This window comes from Amycolatopsis coloradensis (assembly GCF_001953865.1).
GTDB classification, from domain to species: Bacteria; Actinomycetota; Actinomycetes; order Mycobacteriales; family Pseudonocardiaceae; genus Amycolatopsis; species Amycolatopsis coloradensis.
This window is the reverse complement of sequence record NZ_MQUQ01000009.1, coordinates 179,217-199,330: the sequence shown is the minus strand read 5'-3', so window position 1 is coordinate 199,330 and position 20,114 is coordinate 179,217. Positions and strand designations below refer to the sequence as shown.

General features: G+C 65.3%; 15 protein-coding genes. 8 read left to right on the top strand and 7 right to left on the bottom strand.

From position 1 onward, the window contains the following. The first annotated feature begins 166 nt into the window (after positions 1–166). The 3 genes from BS329_RS17945 to BS329_RS17935 are packed head-to-tail and all read left to right on the top strand — an operon-like array spanning position 167 to position 3,079. Positions 167–1,321, top strand: coding sequence for an ATP-binding protein (locus tag BS329_RS17945; protein WP_076162215.1), 1,155 nt, complete (start codon positions 167–169; stop codon positions 1,319–1,321). Next, on the top strand, positions 1,314–2,411 hold the full coding sequence (locus BS329_RS17940) for a hypothetical protein (RefSeq protein ID WP_076162213.1): 1,098 nt from the start codon (positions 1,314–1,316) through the stop codon (positions 2,409–2,411). Before BS329_RS17945 ends, BS329_RS17940 begins: the two co-directional genes overlap by 8 nt. Next, entirely contained in the window at positions 2,381–3,079 is a 699-nt protein-coding gene (locus BS329_RS17935) for a response regulator (RefSeq protein ID WP_244197205.1), read from the top strand. The genes BS329_RS17940 and BS329_RS17935 overlap by 31 nt, the downstream gene beginning before the upstream one ends. Positions 3,080–3,414: 335 nt before the next feature. Here the strand turns inward: BS329_RS17935 and BS329_RS17930 are convergent, their stop codons facing one another. Continuing rightward, positions 3,415–3,663: a hypothetical protein gene (locus tag BS329_RS17930; RefSeq protein WP_076162209.1), complete on the bottom strand. Its 249-nt coding sequence runs from the start codon at positions 3,661–3,663 to the stop codon at positions 3,415–3,417. Positions 3,664–3,723: 60 nt separating this feature from the next. After that, the gene (locus tag BS329_RS17925) at positions 3,724–4,953 is read right to left on the bottom strand and encodes a PDDEXK family nuclease (protein WP_076162207.1); all 1,230 of its coding nucleotides are present in this window, start codon (positions 4,951–4,953) and stop codon (positions 3,724–3,726) included. 310 nt (positions 4,954–5,263) lie between these two features. Between BS329_RS17925 and BS329_RS17920 the strand changes: the two genes are divergently transcribed. After that, entirely contained in the window at positions 5,264–6,625 is a 1,362-nt protein-coding gene (locus BS329_RS17920) for an FG-GAP-like repeat-containing protein (protein ID WP_143253089.1), read from the top strand. Between the two features lie 89 nt (positions 6,626–6,714). Here the strand turns inward: BS329_RS17920 and BS329_RS17915 are convergent, their stop codons facing one another. Further along, positions 6,715–6,981 carry a hypothetical protein gene (locus BS329_RS17915; protein ID WP_076162203.1) on the bottom strand — a complete coding sequence of 89 codons (267 nt, stop codon included), beginning with the start codon at positions 6,979–6,981 and terminating at the stop codon, positions 6,715–6,717. Between the two features lie 461 nt (positions 6,982–7,442). After that, the gene (locus BS329_RS17910) at positions 7,443–8,135 is read right to left on the bottom strand and encodes a hypothetical protein (RefSeq protein WP_084749892.1); all 693 of its coding nucleotides are present in this window, start codon (positions 8,133–8,135) and stop codon (positions 7,443–7,445) included. A 661-nt stretch (positions 8,136–8,796) separates the two neighbouring features. On the opposite strand from BS329_RS17910, the gene BS329_RS17905 reads away from it, so the two are divergent. The 4 genes from BS329_RS17905 (at position 8,797) to BS329_RS17895 (ending at position 12,247) form a co-directional block, all read left to right on the top strand. After that, positions 8,797–9,324: a hypothetical protein gene (locus BS329_RS17905; protein ID WP_076162201.1), complete on the top strand. Its 528-nt coding sequence runs from the start codon at positions 8,797–8,799 to the stop codon at positions 9,322–9,324. 349 nt (positions 9,325–9,673) lie between these two features. Continuing rightward, positions 9,674–10,294, top strand: a complete 621-nt coding sequence (locus BS329_RS17900) for a hypothetical protein (protein WP_076162199.1) — start codon at positions 9,674–9,676, stop codon at positions 10,292–10,294. Positions 10,295–10,440: 146 nt separating this feature from the next. After that, positions 10,441–10,608 (top strand): hypothetical protein, encoded by a 168-nt coding sequence (locus tag BS329_RS43890; protein WP_167480016.1) that lies wholly within the window; start codon positions 10,441–10,443, stop codon positions 10,606–10,608. A 109-nt stretch (positions 10,609–10,717) separates the two neighbouring features. After that, a complete protein-coding gene (locus BS329_RS17895; RefSeq protein WP_076162197.1) occupies positions 10,718–12,247 on the top strand; it encodes a hypothetical protein in 1,530 nt (509 codons plus the stop codon). 65 nt (positions 12,248–12,312) lie between these two features. Here BS329_RS17895 and BS329_RS17890 read toward each other — a convergent pair whose 3' ends face one another. The 3 genes from BS329_RS17890 to BS329_RS17880 all read right to left on the bottom strand — a co-directional run bounded on the left by BS329_RS17890 (position 12,313) and on the right by BS329_RS17880 (position 20,079). Beyond that, positions 12,313–13,551, bottom strand: a complete 1,239-nt coding sequence (locus tag BS329_RS17890) for a pentapeptide repeat-containing protein (protein ID WP_158075804.1) — start codon at positions 13,549–13,551, stop codon at positions 12,313–12,315. Positions 13,552–13,798: 247 nt separating this feature from the next. Next, positions 13,799–14,947 (bottom strand): hypothetical protein, encoded by a 1,149-nt coding sequence (locus BS329_RS17885; protein WP_076162193.1) that lies wholly within the window; start codon positions 14,945–14,947, stop codon positions 13,799–13,801. Continuing rightward, on the bottom strand, positions 14,944–20,079 hold the full coding sequence (locus tag BS329_RS17880) for an ATP-binding protein (RefSeq protein WP_076162191.1): 5,136 nt from the start codon (positions 20,077–20,079) through the stop codon (positions 14,944–14,946). Before BS329_RS17880 ends, BS329_RS17885 begins: the two co-directional genes overlap by 4 nt. Between the last annotated feature and the right edge of the window lie 35 nt (positions 20,080–20,114).

The following is a 20,114-nucleotide window of genomic DNA, read 5'->3' as shown; positions in this document are numbered from 1 at the left end:
CTGTCGGTCTCGCCGGTCGGGATCCAGCGTCGGACATTTCCTCCGCGCCGTCACGACAGCCGAACAGCGGTCACTCGTCGCTCACGCGGTACTTCATGACAGCCGTTCGGCCGTCATGACAGCTCCGCCGGGAGCGCTAGGTTGCTCAGTGGAGGGGAGACCGCCAGTGAGAGACGGGCTGAGCAAGGGCGATGCCGGTCGCGCCACGGACCAGGTCCTGTTTCGGAGCGCGGCGATCGCGCGCGGCGTGCTCGGCATTGCCGGTGCGTTCGCCGGTGTGTTCGACGCGGGCAGTTCTCCGTGGACGGGAGTGGCACTCGTCGCCGTCGCGGTGAACCTGATCTGGTCGCTGTTCTTCGTGTGGCGTGCTGTCGGCCGTGGACTGACGCCGGCCGTGATGGCTGTCGACCTCGCAGAAGTCGCTGCTCTGTGCTTGCTTCAGCGCTGGGTGGTCTCACCCGAGGGCCTCCCGACGGGCGCGTCGTGGATTTCGGCGCTCGTGGGCGCCCGGGTCATCTACGGCCACATCGGAGTCCGGCCCGCCATGGGGTTCGTGGGTGGAATGGTGGTCGTCGCGGCCTACGTCACTGGCCAGGTTCTGGCGTCGGTGCCCGGGTCGGGAATCGCCAACGCCGGGGTCTACCTGCTGCAAAACCTCTGCGGACTGGTTCTACTGGCGTTGTTGCGCAAGGTGGGTCGAGCGGCGGACGCCGAGCTGGATGAATTCCACCGCAGCCGTGGCCGCGCCCACGCGGACCGAATCCGTCGAGCGGGGGAGCGCGAGGCCGACCGGCGGTTGCACGACACCGTGCTCGCCACCTTGACCATGGTGGGATCCGGGGCTATCACAGAATCCACAGCGCGATTGCGTTTCCAAGCACGCTCCGATCTGCGGGTGGTGTCAGATCTTCGAGGCGATGGAGCCGCTACTGGCGAATCGGTGCGGCTCGACAAGATGCTGCGGGAAGTACCCGGCCGTGTCGGGTGGTCTTCGGGAGTGCGCCTGGACGTCGTGTGCTGTGTGGTTCCCCCGGATGTCGCGGAGGCTTTCGTAGGAGCCGCCCACGCTGCCTTGGCCAACGCGCACAGGTACGCCGGGATTGATCACGCGACACTAACCCTGACGCAGGACGTCGGTGGGATTTCAGTCGTTGTCTCCGACTCCGGTCGAGGTTTCGATCCCGCCGCCGTTCCGGCGCACAAGTACGGGCTGCGGGAGGCCGTAGTGGGGAGACTGGCCGCGGTCGGAGGCCATGCTTCGGTGGATTCCGTGCCGGGACAAGGGACCGCGGTCACGTTGAGATGGTCTGGGCGTGACTGACAACTCGAGTGCGTCACTGGCGGCGCGATACCAGCGCGGGACGATCATCGCGACGGTGTGCATGGTCGGGTTGTGGCACGGGGGTTTCGACACCGCAGCGGTGCTGCTGAAATGGTCTGACTTCCGGTGGACGTGGGTCTCGCCCTCGATGTGGGCTCTGTTTACGGCGATGACCGTCCTGTGCGCTGTGCAGCTGCTCCGCGCCGGTGTCGTGCGCAGGCCCTGGGTCATTGTGGCCTTGACGCTGACGATCAGCGTGGTGGTCGCCCTCGATGCGAACGGGCGGGTCTTCGGCTTCGAGAACTGGGCGTTCGGCGCGGTGGGTTGGCTCGGTGTTCTGGCAAGCTGGGGGCGTTCGGCGGTGCCACTCGCCGTGGTGCTGGCGGGCAACGGTGCCGCGTCCGCAGCGGGGATGGTTCTGCTGGCAGATCCAGACCTTCAGGACGTGGCGTTGTTGTCGATGAGCCTGGCTGGCTCGGCGGCGCTGCAGGTGGCGCTGGCCTACGGAGTGCGCACGCAACGCCGGATCGTCGAAAGCGCGGTGGCCGCGGCAGCGGCACGGGCCGAAACCGAGAGGCATCGCATCGCCGCGGAGCAGGCGCACGCTGCACGCGTCCAGCGGCACGAGTTCTTGCAGGGCACCGCGGCCGCAGTGCTTACCGGTCTCGCCGACGGGACCAGCGACCCGGCTGACCCGATCGTGCAGCGACAATGCGCTATCGAAGCGGCCCGGCTGCGAAGACTGTTCCTCGAGGCCGATGAGGTCCCCGATCCGCTGCTGCACGAAGTGCGGGCCTGTCTGGAGGTAGCCGAGGTCAGGGGAGTGCCGGTACGGATGAGCGTGTCCGGGGAGATACCGCAGGTTCCGGGCGAGTACCGACGGGACCTGATCGAGCCGCTCGTCGAGGTACTGGGCACGGCCCGCACCCGTGCCCGTATCACCATCTGGGGCAGCGGGAGTGAGGTTCAGCTGAGCGTGGTCGCCGATGCCGCTGAACCGCCGTCCGCGCTGCCGGAAGGACGGGTACGGGTCGAATGGCATCGAGAAGGGAGTTTGCTGTGGATGCAAACCAGCTGGACCGGCAAGTGACCGTCGCGGTCATCGAAGACCACGAGGTCGTGATCGACGGCGTTCGGGCATGGGTCGACCGTGATCCCGGCAGACGGGTACGGATCGTGGCGAGCGGGGCAGACGTCGACGAAGTCCTCGCCGGCCCCGGCGGTGCCGCTGACGTCCTGCTGGTCGACCTCAACCTGCGAGGCACGCTCATCGTCGACCGGATCGCCAGCCTTACCGGGGCGGGGCACCGAGTGGTGGTGTTCTCCGCTCACTCTGAGTCAGAGAACGTGCTCGCGGTACTCGACGCGGGTGCGGAATTCCTGGAGAAAGACGAGAGCCGCGAGCACTGCGTGGAGACGATCGTCGCCGCCGCCACCGACCGCCCCTACGTCACCCCCACGACGGCCGGCGCGATGATCGCCGACACCCGGCCGGTGCGGCCTGCACTGTCCAAGCAAGAACTCGCCGTGCTCAAGCACTGGTTCCAGGGCATGTCGAAAGCCTCGGTAGGAGCCAGGATGGGCATCAGCGAGGCAACGGTCCGGCAGTACATCGACCGAGCCCGAACCAAGTACGCCGCCGTAGGCCGCCGAGCGTCAACCAAGGACGCCCTGCTGGCCCGCGCCATCCAGGACGGGCTCATCCGACCGGACGACATCACCGAGTACCGGTCCATGGCCAACAGACCCGAGAGCTGACTCCGATCAACGGGCCTGTCGACTATCGCTGTTACAGACGGGCGCTCTTTGCGCCATGAGCGTACGCCCGCAGTTATCCGACTTTGCGGGGCCACAAGAGTAGGTACTGTGGACATACATCTTATGCATGATAAGGATAGCTGTGAGTCGTCAGTCCTCTTGGGTGTTGATGTCAGGCAAGTAGCGCATCGTACGGTCAGGAGTCGTGTACGAGAATACCGGGTAGCCGTCTTCTGATGTCGCCTCGCCAACCAACTCGGCATCGGTGAATTCTGCAAGCAGCGTTCCGAACGTGATGAGCTGTTTGCCGACCGGCGCCTGAAGAGGCGATCGAATTACAAAGGTACCCGTGGGGCCGCGGTTCCGGGTGCCAGGACAAGCTGGAAGGCCACGCCTTCGTTGGCAGTGACGGTGACTGGTTCTCCTTTGAGTATTTTTGCGACGAAATGCCAGATCTTATGCTGGTCGTCGAAGTACGTCGAGAGGTTGGGTGTGGTGATGATGGTGTCGGTGTGCTGCTGGAGTTCGTGGAGTAGGCGCATATATTTTGCGAGCGACTTCACCCGGTCGGTCAGGGCTGTCACAGGCGATTCCGGGATGTCGGCTGTCTTGCCGAGATGACCGGGGGTGTTCCGGACGCTGATTCAATAGACGTTCGGGTGATGGAACTCGTCCAGGAATTCTAAAGCCGGCAGTGCTGTGAAGATTGGGATGCGCTCAATGGAGCGCAGGGCGAATTTGAGGTTAGTTGTGTTGCGCGTGAGGTCTCCACGGAAGGTCAGTTCGAAAACGTCGTGTGTCTCGGCGAAGACAACGCGGACGCCTGCGGCGCCCGAGCTTCGGTCGGTCCGATCGACATCGATTTGAGCGATGATAGTGCCGCTAGGATCAAGGATCTCGAGACGGAGTTCGGTGTTCGAGCCGAGGTCTACGCCCTCAACAGGGCCGGTACGGATGGTGGCGTTGACAAGGTCACCGCCGAGGCCGCCAGGAGCGTCGATCGTGCCGCTGTAGGCACCTTCAGGGCTCGTGAAGGGTGTACCGAACTCGGAGAACTCCTTGACGGCTGCCGCGAATTCCGGGTCATCCGCGATGTTGAGCGTGCCATTGATGGTGATGGGGCGTTCATCGACGGACGCTGCGCAGTAAGCAATAACGTCGACTGCCTGCCAGGTCGATGCCACCGGATCAACCCGATACTGGGTCATGACGAGGCCACTACGCTTCGGCGGTTTGGACGGTTGACCTCGACCGAAACGAAACTCGTAGAAGTAGTGCGGGTCGTGGTCAAGGACGCGGAGAGCTCGTTCGATGCGGTCCGTCACCTCGGGTACCGTCAGGTCGCCTTCGTTGCCGCTGCCCAACGACATCAGAGTCACCACTTCGCGATTGGCTTCCTGAATCGCGGATCTCCCGGCGTGGAGGTAGTAGTCAACAACGTCGGGGTACTTCGCGGCCAGCTGATCAAATACAGTCAGGCCGTCCCAGACGACCTTCACGCCGTATGGCCCCACCGTGTCTTGGAGCCATTTCTCGGCTTCCGGTGTCGGGTTCCATGGCGTAACCAAACGCCAAATGGTTACGTTCAGATCCTTCCACCGCGGGTCGACCACAGCAGGGTCCAGAAGCCTCTTGGCGGACTTGGCGACCTTGCTCTTTTGGCTGGCATCTAACGGAGCCGCATACCGCTTGACCTGGTAGATGACGTCACCGCCGTCGGCTGCGCCACGGTCGAGGATGTCGACGCCACCGTCGCCTCGGGACGGATTGATGCGCACCGAGTTGGGGTGCTCCCGGTTGAGCATCATGGCCACGACAGCCTCGATGTCATCGCCTTCGTACCGCCCCCACTCTATGCGGCCGAACACCAACACCAGCTCCCCTCATGCCTGCTGGGCCCGCAGGACGGGCACCTTTTGCTTCTACTACCTTACGCGGAGCCTGGGTCGAGACTGGCGTTGTGCCAGGTCAGTGCGGCAATCATTGCTTCGGAAGTATTCGCCGTTCGGCTCCGCCGTTTAGGACTTTGGTGTCGACTTCCTCGTGGCTCTCGGTGCGGTCGCTTGCGTGACCCACCTGGTCTGGGCTCGCTACGCCGATTGGCTGGTTTCAGGCGAGCAGTGTACGTCGTGAGGTCTTACGAGCGACTTGGTTCGGTCGGGTTTCCGTGGACTGGAGGATGTCGTGAGTCGAAGACGGATGCTGATTGTCCTGGCCATTGCCTTGTTCGCGGGGTTGGTTCTCGCGCCGGTGGCCAGAGCGGGTACGGACGATTATCCGGCGCAGTGGCGCAACACGGCCCAGGATTCGGCGATCGACTCGTGGGGTTACTACAACCGTGAGTGCACCAGCTTCGTCGCGTGGCGGCTGCACGCGCGCAACGGATTCGAGATGCCGAGGGCGATCGGCAATGCCGGAACTTGGGGCTCCTGGTTCTCGGCGCACGGGTACGCCGTGAACGGCACTCCGGGGGTGGGGGCAATCGCCGAATCGTCCGGGCACGTCGCCTGGGTCGAGGCGGTGAACGGCGACGGCACGATCACGATCGAGGAGTACAACTACAGCTACGACGGCACTTACAACGAGCGCCGGGTCGCGGCGTCGATGTTCCGGTACATCCACGTGCGCGACATCGCGAAGGTCGGCACCCGCCTGGTGGGAGACGTCAACGGTGACCACAGGGCCGACGCCGTCGTGATGTACCGCGATAGCGGGTCGGCATTCGTCGGCCTCTCCACTGGCTCCGGTTTCGGAAATCCCGGTCAATGGAGCTTCGGCCACTCGGTCGGCGCGAGCAGGTACTTCCTGGCCGACGTTAACGGTGACGGCATGGCCGACCTGGTGTCCTTCTCCGCCACCGCCGGACATTGGTACGTCTCGCTGTCGTCCGGAAGCGGTTTCTGGTCGCCGACACGGTGGGCCGAAGGTCAGGGGGTAGGCACCAGCAAGCAGTTCCTGGCGGACGTCAACGGCGACGGCATGGCCGACCTCGTCACCTTCGACGCCAATACCGGCGACTGGTACGTCTCGACCTCCTCGGGAAGTGGGTTCTGGCCACCCACGCGGTGGATTCAAGGCAACGGCTACGGAAGCAGCCAGCAACTGGTCGGTGACTTCAACAGCGACGAGAGGGCGGACGCCGCGGTCTATTTCGCCTCGTCCGGTACCTGGTTTGTGGGCCTGTCGAGTGGCAGCAACTTCGGCTATCCGGGGCAGTGGTCGGCAGGGCACGGCATGAACAGCGCGAACCAGGTTGCCGGTGACATCAGCGGTGACCATCGGGCTGATATCGCCTACTTCTACAGCACGGGCACCTGGGAAGCCGGGACCTCGTCAGGATCGGGCTTCTGGCAGCCGACTTACTGGGCCTACGGCCAGGGCGGCGGTTCCACGGACCAGTTCTTGGCCGACGTCAACGGCGACGGCATGGCCGACGAGGTGACCTTCTTTCGCTCCGGCGGAGATTGGTACGTCGACACGTCATCCGGCTCCGGATTCTGGGGACCGCCACAGCTCTGGATCCACGGGCTCGGCGCCGGTTCGTGAGAAGAAGTCAGCGGGCTTCCCGCGTCCCGGCGGGGCTGCGGGCCGCCGGCTACCGGAGGCCGGTCACCGGCGGCCTGATTAGCGAACTTTCAACAGAAGTACTGGCCGAGCACATAGCCGTTGTAGGGCGAAGTGATGTGCCACCAGGTACCGGCGCCCGAGTCGTGTTCGACGGTCTGGCCGTAGTAGACGATTCTGCCGGTCGGTGCGCCTCCTGCGGAGTAGCGCACGTCAACAGTGTCAGCCCCGCAAAGCCAGCGTGTGGTCTGCGTGGTGGCGCTCGCGGTGGTCTGAGCGCTGATGCCGATCCCGAGCACGGCGAAGATGGTGAAGCCGCTGGCGAGCAATTTTCGCATGGTGAGTCTCCCCTCAACAACCGGTTGCTGGACTGGTTGAAAGTTCCTTCCGGGATTCGAACCCGTGGAACGTTAGACGGGTTTTGGGGCGTGCGGTGCATCCAGCCTGGATAGTCACCGAAGAGCGCAACGGTGTCACGTATCCGAGACCCGGCGTGGAGCAAAGGATGCACAGATTGGGGGAATAGCCGACTCGATCGCCGATGCAGATGCACCGCTCCCGTCACAGTGCAGAGGTCGCCCAGCGAGACGGAGACGAGATCGCCGACGGCCGCCCCGGGGCCGGAGGTGGGCGTTACCGCGCCGGCGTCGGGACGGTGCCATGGGCTCGCGCGCGGTGTTACGGGTGAACCGGAGTACGAACGGCCCGTGGGTACCGTCGGCGACCATGCTGGCGACTCGGCGCCATGTTCGATGACGGTTTGCGGCCAAGAGGTGTGGGTCAGGTGGCCAACAATCCGCTAGTCGGCCTTCTTGAGTGCGTAGTCCGGTGCACTGTCCCAGCTGAGCTGCTGGCCGACGAAGCCCGCAACCAGGTTGGCCAGGTGTTGCGCCGGGTAGTAGTAGAGGCGGGCGCAGGAGAGCGCACCGGTAAGTCCCATCGAGTGCTTGCCGCCTGCCTTGGCGCGAAGCACGTCGCGGGCGGCCACGGCACCTGTGCCTTTCAACGGTGCGGGCCATACCTCGCTGCGCCAACCGCTCACCAGTCCGTGTGACAGGCAGTGTCGAACTTCCATCCAACCGTCAGCCCTGGTCAGAATGTCGCTCCACCCGATCGTTTCCGTGGCTGGTCGCTGGTTGACGCCAGGGATGTTCCAGACCTGGAGGGAGTAGCCGTTCCCAGCGGAGGTCTTGACCTTCGGGACTTCAGCGGTCAGAGCTGTTGCGAACTGTCGAGGTGTGGGGTTGTTCATCTTTCCGACAGCTTTGGCCACGTGGGCGTACCCGTGGCCATTCAACAGCAACAGGTTCGCCAGGAACTCTTCGCAGAAGCCCTCGAACGCCCCGATAGTGGACAACGCAATGGCGGGAGCCAGCGCGGCGTGGTTACCTGAACCACCTGCTGTGCGCGGATGCAGTGCGATGAGTCGCTGCGAGACCTCGAGCGCGCGAACGTATCGATCAACGGCGATCTGCAGCGAGGGGGTCGTCACGATGCTCCTCAAGGATGACTCTGACGTGCGGTGGTGTCAGCGCGTGGAATCGCGGCCTCCGGCTGCACAACCCTGCCGAACAATCTCGCAGCTACCGAACCACTGGAAGGACGGCAGATGATGCTACGCGAAGCCTGCTCCAGCGCCACCTCGGCATGCTCGGATGCGGGTGTCCGTCAAGCGGTAAAGGGGTGAATGATCAGCTGCTATGGCCTGTGGCGGCAGATCAGGGTTGTTCTATGGGGCCGGTGCTGTGGGATGCTTGGGTCTGGCAGTCGTGATTCGGCTGCGGCTGTTGCCGGGGGCGCAAGTTGGCGATGAGGACCTGGTGTAGGTGGTGTGCCCTGCTGACGCTGGCGGCGGCGTTGGTGGCCGGACTCCACGCGGTGCGGGCGACACGGATGAGGCCGGTGCCAGAGATGCCTGCCCGGACGTCGAGGTAGCCGCGGCAGTCGCCGTGCGTTGCAGAAGCTGCTCGGCCGCGAACACGCTGCGCACATGGGCACGCGCCGTGAAACTCTCCAAGCGCGAGCCCGACGATTACGGCCGCCCGCGGAACCGTCTCGGCGCCATCACGGACCTTGTGCTCGTGACCCGTGTGCGCGCGTCTGCGTAGAGCTAACGAGTTCCGTCACAGTCTGGCGCGGCTTACCGTGGCCGGATGACAACCGAGTTGGACAAGGGGTGCGAGGGCGAGACTGGTCCGATGCTGTCGTGCCACCTCAACGGAACGCATACCTACAGCAGTCTCATTTTGGCGCTTCGAGACATGCGGAGCGCTAACGACCGAGACCCGGCTACCGATGCAGGCGACGGCAACGATTCTTGGATTGGACTGGTGCTCGGTATGATCGTGTTGGATAACTTGTCCGGCACCGGCGGAGAGGTCGGGAGCCGATTTAAGGGCCTACTTACAGACCATGGCGTTAGCGAGGATGACGCCCGGTACATCTACAGGTTCCGATGCTCGCTCCATCACGAATACGGACTTCCGAGACCCACGACTGTCGATGACCGTAGGCTGGTCGTGATACCTGGGATCGACGCGTACGCAGTTGATACATCGCGACCCGACCGGATCACGATCAGCGTTCCCGCGTTCTGCGGTCGCCTGGTCGAGCGCATCGCCTACGAAGCGCCGAAGCCTGCCAGTTCGAGCCTGATCAACACTCGGCTAGTGCTCGACTGAGGTGCTGTCCCGACCGATCGGGGTGCGTGTAGCCCGATCGGTTGGGCCGGGACTTCGATACCAGCACCACTGCGGGGTTGGGCGGCTGCGGAAGACGTGGAGCCCACGATCGCCCGATGAATGGCGACCTTCTGGGGTTGTCATAGTCGAGGAGGTGTTCGACGGCAGTGTCTCGGACCGGCCAGGGGCGCAGCAGAGTTCGAGTCGGCGGGCAGGGTGACTTTGGCAGAATCAGGGCCCACTGACCGAACTGGCAGGCTGGAACGATGACTGACGCGGCGCTGCCTGATCTGTGGCTCGACTGGTGCGAGGTCACCGGCAACCCAGTCGACGTCCGGGACGAGGCTGTGTGCTTGAGATGTTCGCCCGGCAGGCCGCGCCGTCACAAAAGCTGCTCAGCGCGCTGAGGTCCCCGGCGATGGCCGCGCCCACCTGGCCGCCTGCCTTACGGAATGACGTGACCGCGCTGGAGCGGGTTGTGCACGGATGCACAAGCCGGGTCAACGATCCGGACACCAGATGGATCGCGCGGTTGCGGTTGCGAAGATTGTTGTTCGCCGCAGTCCTGCTGGCTCCGCCGGACCAGGGCGGCTTAGGACTCAGCCGCAGCCAGGCCCGCGGTCTCACAGCGCGACGGCTGAGCGAGCTGCGCCCGGACATTGGGCGGACCGACGAGGAAGCGTCGTGCCCGGCGTGTGCTGTGTGGTCGTGGCTGGACATCATCGGCACGAACAACGGCTGGTCGCCGGCGGCGCTCCGAGAGCTGGGGCACCGCCGGAACCCACCCGCGGGGGAGCGTCACCGTTACGAGTTCGTCGATCCGAGCCCGGACTGGTCGGCCTGGTCTGAGCAGTCGAATCTGCTGCCGGCGATCGACCAGTGGGGCTACGTCGACCGGTACAAGTCGTTGCACCCGTCCTCGCTGTCCGGCCTTGGTGCAGGCGATGGCCACTCTGGCCGAGAAGACTGATGCGCCGATTCGTCGTGTCGCGTGTGAGCCCGCTGACCAGGAATGCTGTATTACCGCTGAGGAGGAAGCCGCGATCCTCGTCCGTGCGGATGAGGTGAACGCCCGTGTCGCCCGGATCCTGGATGAGTACGGATAGAGTCCCTGCCATGGGATTCGACTGGGAGAGCGTGCTCGGCACGAGCGGAGCCGACCTTGAGCAGGCCTACGATGCCGCGGTGTCGGCCGTCATGTACCCGGATCCGATTGAGGCCGAGTCTGCCCTGCCGCTTCCGGTCGGGGCCGAGCACGACGAGATCGACAGTCTCCACCAGTGACGGCGGGCGAGTGCTCGGTGGATCGACTCGCCGGTTCGCCGTTGGCTCTCCTGCGTGGCGTGGTCTCAGGCGAACTCTCTGAGATGGCGAGTGCGTCGGCCGGTGTCCGGTGACCGCGCTCGGGCGACTGGTCCTCGCGCTGGCACGGCTGCTGGAGGATGAGGAGCGTGCGACCGTCGGTCACCGTCTCGCTGAAGGTGTTCACGATGTCGGCTCACGGAGTCCAAGTCGAGACGAGCACGCCGACGACGAGGTGGACTGGAGCTACCTGTGGCAGGCACTGCTGGACGCGTCCGACCACGCGCATCGGATCGTGACCCTGCTCGAGTCCGAGCGTATCTCGTTCGATGTCTCGGCCATCACCGAAGAGGCGCGGGTCCTTCGATCACAGATCAACGCGACGTATGAGCTGATGTGCGAGGCAAAGGCATTGGACGGGCTCGCGCTGGCAGCTCATGCCTCGATCGAAGAGATCTGGATGCAGTCCGTCCTTCATCGGGCTGCCCTGGTCGACGCCGATCTCGACTCAATGCACTGGGCTTCCGAGCCCGATGCACCGGCGTGGACGATCGACGTCGACGAGCATGGCGGCTTCGTCGCCACGACCTCAGAGGTCACCGACGCCGGCCCATGGAAGTTCTGGGGGAGTGCCGCGACCGCCGCGTCGGCGGCCCACACGCTGTTGTGGTTCTTCCACGACCGCCCGCCGAACATCATGTTCGACCCGCCGGCGTCGCGGCGCCCGCTGGTGTCGAATGTTGTGAATGCGGACCGCTCTCCCGAAGGCCCTACCGTGCCGGAACTCCTGGTTCGTCGCGACGCGATCTATGTCGAGCACGTGACCGCGGTCCAGCAAGCCCGTGACGCGCTTCACCGCCGCGGTCAAGATATCGAGGGGTTTCTCGCGGAGCGCGCCAACGAACTGAACGCTACCGACACCCAGCGCTTGCTTCACAACAAGGCGCTCACCGCGATCGCACCCGGCTCCAACCGCGATCATCTCGGCTTCGCCAGCACGGTGATGTGGGTGCCGACTCGGCTGGTGGTCGGCACCCGCCACCCGGTGTGGGGCGACTTCGGCGGGCACCGGGACGAAATACCCGTGGACATCGCTAGCGGGCTGCTTGATGCGGAGGATCTGGACACCTTCACTGCTAAGTTCTTCTCACCCAAGATCGACCTGATGATGGCGCCAGGCTGGACTGGCCCGCTCTATCACGTCGGCTCCGACGGCAACCACCGCGTCCACACCGCGCGGATGCTCGGCCTGCCCTGGCTTGCCGCCGCGATCAAGGTCCAAGCAATCCGGCCGTCGTCCGGAATCATTGACCTCCTCAACATGGACCCCGATGACGGCGCCAAGATCCAGTCGTTCGAGCGGCGTATGCGAGACCGCACCGAACTCGTCATCGGGTTGCTGCGCCGTGGGGTTATCGCCGGAGAGCTGACCGGTGATCGGGGCGAGACGCTGCGGTTTCGCCGCCTTCCCGCGGCGTGGTTGCTGCACCGTGCAGAGTACGCCACCGCCATCAACGCCATCTACGAGAAGTGCTATCCCGGAGCGCTGGCCCAGCTCGGGATCCCGCTCGAGGCCGGAACAGATCCCGTTGCGTGGCGATGCTGGCTCGCCGGAGCCTGAGTCACACGTCTCGTCCAGCAGCGTCGCTACTGCATTCAGGCAAGACACCGGGCGTCGGCGCATGGTCACCGCTTCGCACCGTCGAGATTGGCACCTGCCAGGTTCGTGCTACTCAGGTCTACGCCACGTAGGTCGACATCCCGTAAGTCGGCGTTGGATAGGTTCGCGCCGACGAGACTCATGCGCCTCATATCGCGTCCGGCGAGGGTCGCGCCGGACAGATCGGCGTAGTCGAACCGCACCTGTTCGGCGGGGAGTGGTTTGGGCGGCGGGCTAAAGTCGGCTTGCCGCAGGTCGCTTCGACTGAAGTCGGCACCCTCAAGGGCCGCAAAGAGGAAAGTCGCATGGGGGATGCGTGAGGCTGTGAACGAAGCGCGGGTGAGATCGGCCGAGGTGAAGTTAGGTCCGATCGAGATGGCAGGCGCCGGCACTGTCGCGTCTGCGTATGGTGTGCCGTCATCCGGACGACCGCCATCGCTCGACACATTGTCGAGTCGCGCTTCTAGGAGGTTCGCACCGGCAAAACTGCTGTTCCGCAATGCCGCACCCTGGAGCCTCGCCCTCGGGAGCTGGGCAAGATTGGCCAGAACACCTACCCACGTTGAAGCCTGCAGGTCCGCCCCGCCTAGATCCGCCTCCTGCAGTCGTACACCGCGCAGAAGCGTCCTGACGAAGCTCGTGTTGGCTAGCTTGGCGCGGCCTAGGTCAAGGTTGTTCAGGGTCTTCGCTCCGAAGTCGCGATGCTCCAAGCATGCGCCTGTGGCGTCAGCCCATGGAGCTGTCTGACTGATGTCGCGGACAGACAGCACTGTGAAGGCCGCAGAAACATCGGTTGGCGGATGCGATCGCGGTCCCGCAGCTGGTGCTGGGGCCCCGGTTGGGCATGTGTGCTCTCGGATGTAGGCGCCGAGCAACCGAGTGATCGTGTTGGCGTCCCGTGCGGAGTCCTTGGCCAGACGTTCGAGGGCGTAGATGCCGCCGAGGCGTATATCGATCTTGTCTGAGCCGAGCTGTTCGACGGCTTTGCCGAAGCGGTCGGTGTACTGGCCTTGTTCGCTGATCGCGATTTGCTGGCGGGTGGCATCGAGGGTTCGGTTGGTGACGTATAACGCGCCGACCGCCGCTAGTCCGGTTGCCAGCGTCGCGATGGTGGCGATCGCCTTCGCACTTCGCCCCCAGCCGTTCCAGCTGAACAGCCGACGCAGTCGATGCTGATGAGAACGCTTCGGACGGTTCAGCCGGGCAGCTCGCATACCTCGGGCTGGCACGGACACGGATAGCACACGCCTCGGATTCGTGGTCATCGACGACCCGCCTCGTGCGTGTTCGAAGCAGTGTCGTCGAGTAGGTACCCCGAGTTCGAGAGGGTTCGCATTGAAGCATCCAACCGCGCAGTAGTTCGGATGCGTTGCTCGGTACCCCAAAGCTTCTTGGTTTGGATCTGGCATCGGCGACTTCTGGTCGTTCCAGGAGGTCCGCCGGACTATGGGAGCGTCTGATGCGATAGCGCAGGCCCGCCCAGCGCCGATCCAAGGTTCCAGTCCTCCCCTCCTAGTCGACCTGGCCCGCATCTAGGTCGGACGACATCGAACGGAAGGAGACGTCGACCCCGACCTGCAAGCGACGCGGGGCGGCGAGCTCCTGGAGCTTGACCAGCAGGTCTGGGCGCAGGATCAGATCACACCCCTCGACCGCGGGCGTGAGCGGCTCGTAGTTGCCGTCGTGGACGAGGTGTTCTCGCCATTGGCGGCACACCACCCCGGGCCCGTCGCTGTCGCTCAAGCTGAAACCACTGAACGATTCCGACGTCGGGCGCAGGCCGAGTACGGGAAGTAGGCAGGGTGCTGGTGCCAGGAGGAATAGGGGCAGGCCAAGCCCATTGTTGCCGCCGCGGCGCGCGCTCCGGCCACCGTTCGTAACCGCAGCTGCGGGAAACCCGCCGGGTGGGAGTTGTTGTTCGGCGCCTATCCCGAGCTCATCCCATGGCACTGTCCACAGCTGCCACGGAGCGTCGGTGAACGGCGCCGATCCGGCCGGTGGTGCGGCGTCGACGACCTCGAGTCCGGCGATGATGAGGACCTTGCGCCCGGGCTGCGCCGGGTAGCTGCGAGCTGGCGTTTGGTGTGCCTCGGCCAATCCGATTTGGAGCCAACCGGCGTGCGGGCCGTCGGAGACTTCAGCGAACGGAGGTGGATCGCCCGGGAGGCTCCTGAGGCGCGTGACGGACTTGATGCCGGGGGGTGGCCATGCGTCGTCGGTGTCACGTTCGGAGAACCAGGGCGCCGATGTTAGTGACCATGTCAGCGCATCAGGTCGGGTCGCGGGTCGCGGTACTCGGGCATGCTCCGCGCGAACGGACAGGTGGTCGTCGTCGGACAGGAAGTCGGTCCAAGCCCGTTCGAAGTCGTGCGGGTCCGTCAGCGTGCTGGTTTGTGCCATCGCTGAGCGGAGGCCGGCGGCGGCATGCTGGAGGGAATCGTTGACTGCGGCTTCGCAGGCGAGGTACGCATCCGGGATGCGTTGGCTTCCCGGACCGCGGAGGTGGTCGAGTTGCTCGCTCAAGAGGTCATCGGCGAATTCAGCCAAGGCTGCCGCGGTAAGTTCGACTGTCGCCCGCCGAAGCACCGGAGCATCCGCGAGAAGATGTGCCAGGTGCTCCTGGACGAGGTATTCGGCGAAGTCCTCGTGGTCGGTGGTCATGACAACGGTCCAGTTCCTGTGTCGGTCAGAGCCTCGATTAAACGAGGATGGGCGGCTGTCGCCGGAACTGGGGGCGGCGTGTGACCGGCGTCGGCCAGAATCGAGGCGGCTTCGGTTCGAACGGACAGAAATTCTGCACCGGTCAAGTCGGTTAGCCTGGCGACAAGCTCGTCAGTGAGCGGTCCGTGCCGGACTTCCTCTCGCAGCAGTTTGAGCAGCCAGGTCACCGGCCCGGCGCCGATGGGCGCGGCGAGCACGCGGTCCGCCGCTGCCTGCAGGAGTTCCGGTCTCGTACCGAGCACTGCGGCGGCCACCAGTGCGCGTCGCCGATCCCCGCGGTCCGGCAACGCAACAGTGGCCAGCGCCAACGTGGCGAGCGCGGAGTCGACGTCAGCCTGGGTGGCTGCCTCCGGTTCGGGGCGGTACGTGCTGGTGCCGAGATCTACTTCTCCCGGTAGGCGGTGCTCGATCACGTCGAATGCTGCATCCCAACAGGAGAATGGATCAGCGTGTTCCGACCTGTAGACATGTGGTCGTTGCGCTGAGAACGCGGCGACGAGTGCCTGCGTGACGCCGACGGTGTAGTGGTCCTTACCCGAAATGGTTGCGACTACCTCCTCGGCGAGTACGGCGGATGCTGTTTCAGCGTCCAGAGCATGAGCGCGTTCCCACAGGTCGAGCCGGCCGCGTCCGGCAAAGGTGAGCCAGCCACCCCGGCCAGGCGTACGAGTGAAGGCGAGGGTGAAAGCGGTGGCGGCGAGCCTGTCGAAGCGTTCCGGGGCGATCTCCCGGCGCAGTGCGAGACCCTCGGCGATCTCGGTCAAGGCCGCGCTGTCGCGTAGCCGGTCGACTTCTTCGGAAATGCGATGCAGTTGCGCGACTACAACATCGTCGTGCCCCTCGGCGGCAAGCTCGAGCAGGCGCCAACCGAGCGCGGCGACCAAAGAATCGAGGGCCCGGCGACGTGAGTCGGGTCCGCTTTCGCGAGACGTCATCGCGTGATCGCCCAGCGCGGCTGGGATACCGGCGGTACCGGGGGGAAGGCAGGGGCGCTGCCACGAGCGGACCGCATCGATCTTGGACCGAGCATGGCGCCGACCGCTGAGCTGGTTCTTGGGCGACGGCACGTCGAGCGGGAGAGCCACGCCTTCCCCGCCGAGGAGCGTGGCGAGCTGGTTGAGGTCGCGTGTCGGTGCAGGGTCAGCGTTCAGCGTGTACCTGCGCTGCTGATCGTTGTAAGTGGAGGTGACGACGTTCGCGATGACGGGTAGGGCGCCGCGTGAGCGGGCCTGGTCGTCGTCGGGCAGGTCGGCCAGCCGGGCAAGTAGGGCGGTGTCGCGCTGGAGGTACTGGCCCTCCGCGCCGGCTGCGATCCTCAATGCGGCGAGTACCACCGTGTCCGCCGTGTCGCTCTGCTCGTCGAGCAAGGTGGTGTGGGCCGCGGCCGCACGGCTGTCCGGTAACCCGGGCTCGGTGAGCAGGATGTCGGCGGCCATGCTCGCGGCGGCCCGGGGGTCCTCAGCGGTGAGCCGGCGCCACCAGGCGAGCGGTGTGCCGGAGGTGTCGCGGCCGTCCGTGCGCGCCGCGACCAGGTGGGTGAAGGGTTGGATGCGGGCAAGGCAGCTGCGCGTGCGTCGGGAATCGACGGTGGCGAGCTCCGGCAAGGGGTCGAGCAGCTCGTAGATCGTCGGATCCTTGTGGCTTCCGTAGGCTGCGAGTAGGTGCGCGGCGCGTTCCCAGCTCGAATGAGCCTCGCTGACGTCACCTGCGTCAAGGCTGATCCTCGCCATCTCGAGCTCGAACTCTGCTTCCTGGCCGTAGATCGCGTTCAGGGCGCCACGCTCCTCCCGCAGCCGCCGCATGAGGGTGTGGACGGTCGCGGCGCCGGAGTGGTCGACTGTCCTGCTGAGAATTGCCAGCAGATCCGTGGTGTGGAGCGGGCCGGTCGTCGCCATGCCGGACAGGGACGTGGTCGTGCGGTCACTGATGTGCACGAGTGAACGAAGGGCTGGCTCCAAGTCTTCGCCGGACAGCAGTGCCACGGCGGCCTGGACGGTGTCGTGGACGTGGTGACGGATATCCCAGAGGTCGCACGCTCTGGGCTTTCCCGTGAACGGCTCGGCGGCCATCGCGAGCTGTTCAAGGGCCGCTCGGACCGCAGCGGAGGCAGCCCGAGGAGTGACAGCGCCGGCAGTCACGTCCTCGTTCAACCTGAGCAGCGCGATCGTGAAACGCAGCCATGCACGGTAGAAGCCGACGCCGTGAAGCCGGGGGAGCAATTTCTGTGGGAGCCCGTGATCGTGGTGTTGTGCGACTCTCAGCAGATCCAGCCAGTGCCCAATTGCGACCGCCCTGGCCGGGTGCCGATCGTTGAGGACGTCGGAAGTTGCGGCTTCGAGCGTTTGCTCGGCTTCTGGCCCGAGCAGCTCGCTGACGATGTCTTCGAGCGGCACACCGCGCCGGAGCATCTGCTGAGGTTGGAGACCGGGCGCGTCGGCCCAAGCTCGGACGGCGAGTTCGGTGGCGACGCCCGGATCCGTCGAGAGACCCGCGAGGTGCAGCAGGAACATCCCGCGGGTGATCGGGTTCTCGACAAGGGGAGCCGCTTCGAGCAGGACGTCGTAACCCACGCAATCGGAAAACACGGTGAGCACCCGGTCAAGTGTCTTGTATTCCTCGGCGTCGAGAACACTTGCCACACGTTCGGCAAGGGTCCGCTCCTGCACATCTTCGGTGGAGCGCCGGACAGCGATCCGGAGGTCTCCCCGCAAGGCGGCGATGGAAACGTCGGTGTCGGTTTCTTCGCCGTAGACGACGTTGCCGTCCTGTTGTTCTTGCCAGCCAGCGAGATAGGCCTCCCACGGCGCGGCCCCTCCTGCTCGGTCGACTGCCGCGCACAACAGCAACCCCCAGCGAGCCGGCATGGTCAGCTCGCCGTCGTAGAGCAGACCGGTGGCGATCGTGTCCGCGCCGAGAAGGGATACAAGCACGTCGCCGTAGTCAGCGACACCGTCGGGAAGGTTGTCGTCGTACGTACCGACGGCTCGCCGGAGTTCGACGCACCGGACGAGTAACGGCCAGTCGAGCAAGGCGGCAGCCCGTCGAGCCACGGTGCCCAGAACGGCTGTGAGAGCCGATGGCGGCTGGAAGCCAGCGATCGCCCGGGACACGAAGTCGACCTCAACCAGGGCCTTGAGCTCATCGTCGCGCCCAAGCTCCGCCAGCAGCTCAGGCAGGTGGCGGAAGGCCCTCGCGTCGGTGAAGAACCCCCGCCGCGCCAACCATGCCGCGGCGTACTCGCGAGCCGCTATCAGCATGGTGGCAGGAGTCGCGTTGCGGATGAAGCGGCTGAAACTTTCATGGTGGACCTTGAGACCGCCAATGCCTGGTTGCCGCGAGACGATGGGTGCGACCGTGCTCAGGGCGGCGTGAATCGGCGCGAGTGGGAAGATCTCCTGCAGTTCCTGGGCCGTAACTGCGAAGTCGCAGACGGCCAGCAGGCTCACGGCCATCCTCGGCTCGGCGGTGAGCCCGTCGAAGAGGTATCGGTAGTAGGAATCGAGGTCGTTCGCCGACTCGGGCACGGCTCGCAGCCGGCCGAGGGGATCCGGCCCTTCTGCCTCGCGACACAGATAAGTCGCGTACAGCGCGTTTCCCCGCGAACGAGTGTGGATCAAATCGACAACCGTTTCGGTTTGCTCGTGACGATCCGATGGCAGGACGCCGTGCCGATCCGCAAGCGCGAGGACGTCTTCGCGCGTCAACGGCGAGGCGATGATCGACTGGCCGGCGAGCGAGGCCAGGTGGTCCCCGGGCTGGCTGGCGATCAGCAGGACGACGTTCGCCGGGAGATCCACCGTGGCCAGCTCGTCAACGAGAGCACGCGCCGGGTTGGTCGAGACGCGGAACGCGGAACCAGTGACTTGGCCGAGCACGCGGGTGACATGGTCAAGTCCGTCGACGATCAGCAGGATCGGACGATCCGCAAGTGACCTCCGGACACCTTTGAGCGCTGCGCTGAGCGCGTCACTCGTAGCCGCGTACCGGGGCCGGATGCTTCTGAAGGCAGCGGGGCAGACGGCCTCCAACTGCTGGAGCAGGCTGCCGATGACGACCTCGGTGAGGACACGGGTGTCGCGCTCGATGTCCTCCGACCCCAGCCAGCAGTGGTGCCGCGCCACGATCCACTCTGGGCGGAGTTGATCGGCCACTTGTTCGCACAACCACGATTTGCCGGCCCCCGGTTCGCCGGTGAGCAACAGCGCTCCGCCTTCATCGGAGATGTCATTCGCAGCCTCCGCGAGGTCGGAGAGTACGTCCGGGCGAATGATCGCAACGGCCGGGTCGACCGGATTTCCTTCTTGGACGGCGCCGAAGTCGACGACCAACCCCATTCGTGGCGTCAGTGAGGTCAAGGTGACGGCGCCGGGTCCGCTGCGCGCCGCCTTCGCTGCCTCGATGAGCGACAGCGCGACCTCGGTAGGGGACACATCGCGGTTCGGAGGTCGGCCCGCGCCGAGTTCGGCGGAGACGCGGCGCAGCAGCACCGCCTCGACCGGCCCGGGGGAGTGGATGTCCAGCGAGATCCCCGGCATGTTTACGTCCACGACCAGCTGTGCGCACGCGCGCCGCACTAGGTCCTCGCTCGTGGTGGCCAGCTTCTTGCTCCAGCGGGGGTGATGGAGCAGTGCGTCGGGGTCGAACTTCATCCGTGTACTGGGCACGCCAGAGAAGGCGGGACCCGGGTCGTCGCGGGGGGAGACAGGCGTGAACACCGCGGTCAAGTCAGAAGCTTCTGGCTCGACGTCGGTCAAGACAAGTCGGTACTCGGTCCCCGGATAGTCCCGTAAGTCCTGGTCGAGAGAGGCGAACAGTAAGTCCACGCGCAGGCTTCGCCGCTCGGTGGTGAAGGTCTCGACGGTCAGCGCGCGCTCCTCGACGGAGTGCTTGATCTGGATCCGCTTCCGGGATCCATCGCGGCTCCTGCGCGTCACGTCGTCGAACCGGTCGCCGTTGAACAGCTTGGTGTCAACGACCACCTCGTCTGCCTCGCCGAGGGCGACGTCGACAAGGTAGATCGCTGTTAACGCGTCCTGGTACGCGTAGCCGCGGTGGGTCGGCCGCAAATCCACGGCATCTCCTCCTCAGCCGGGGAACGTGCTCGTCC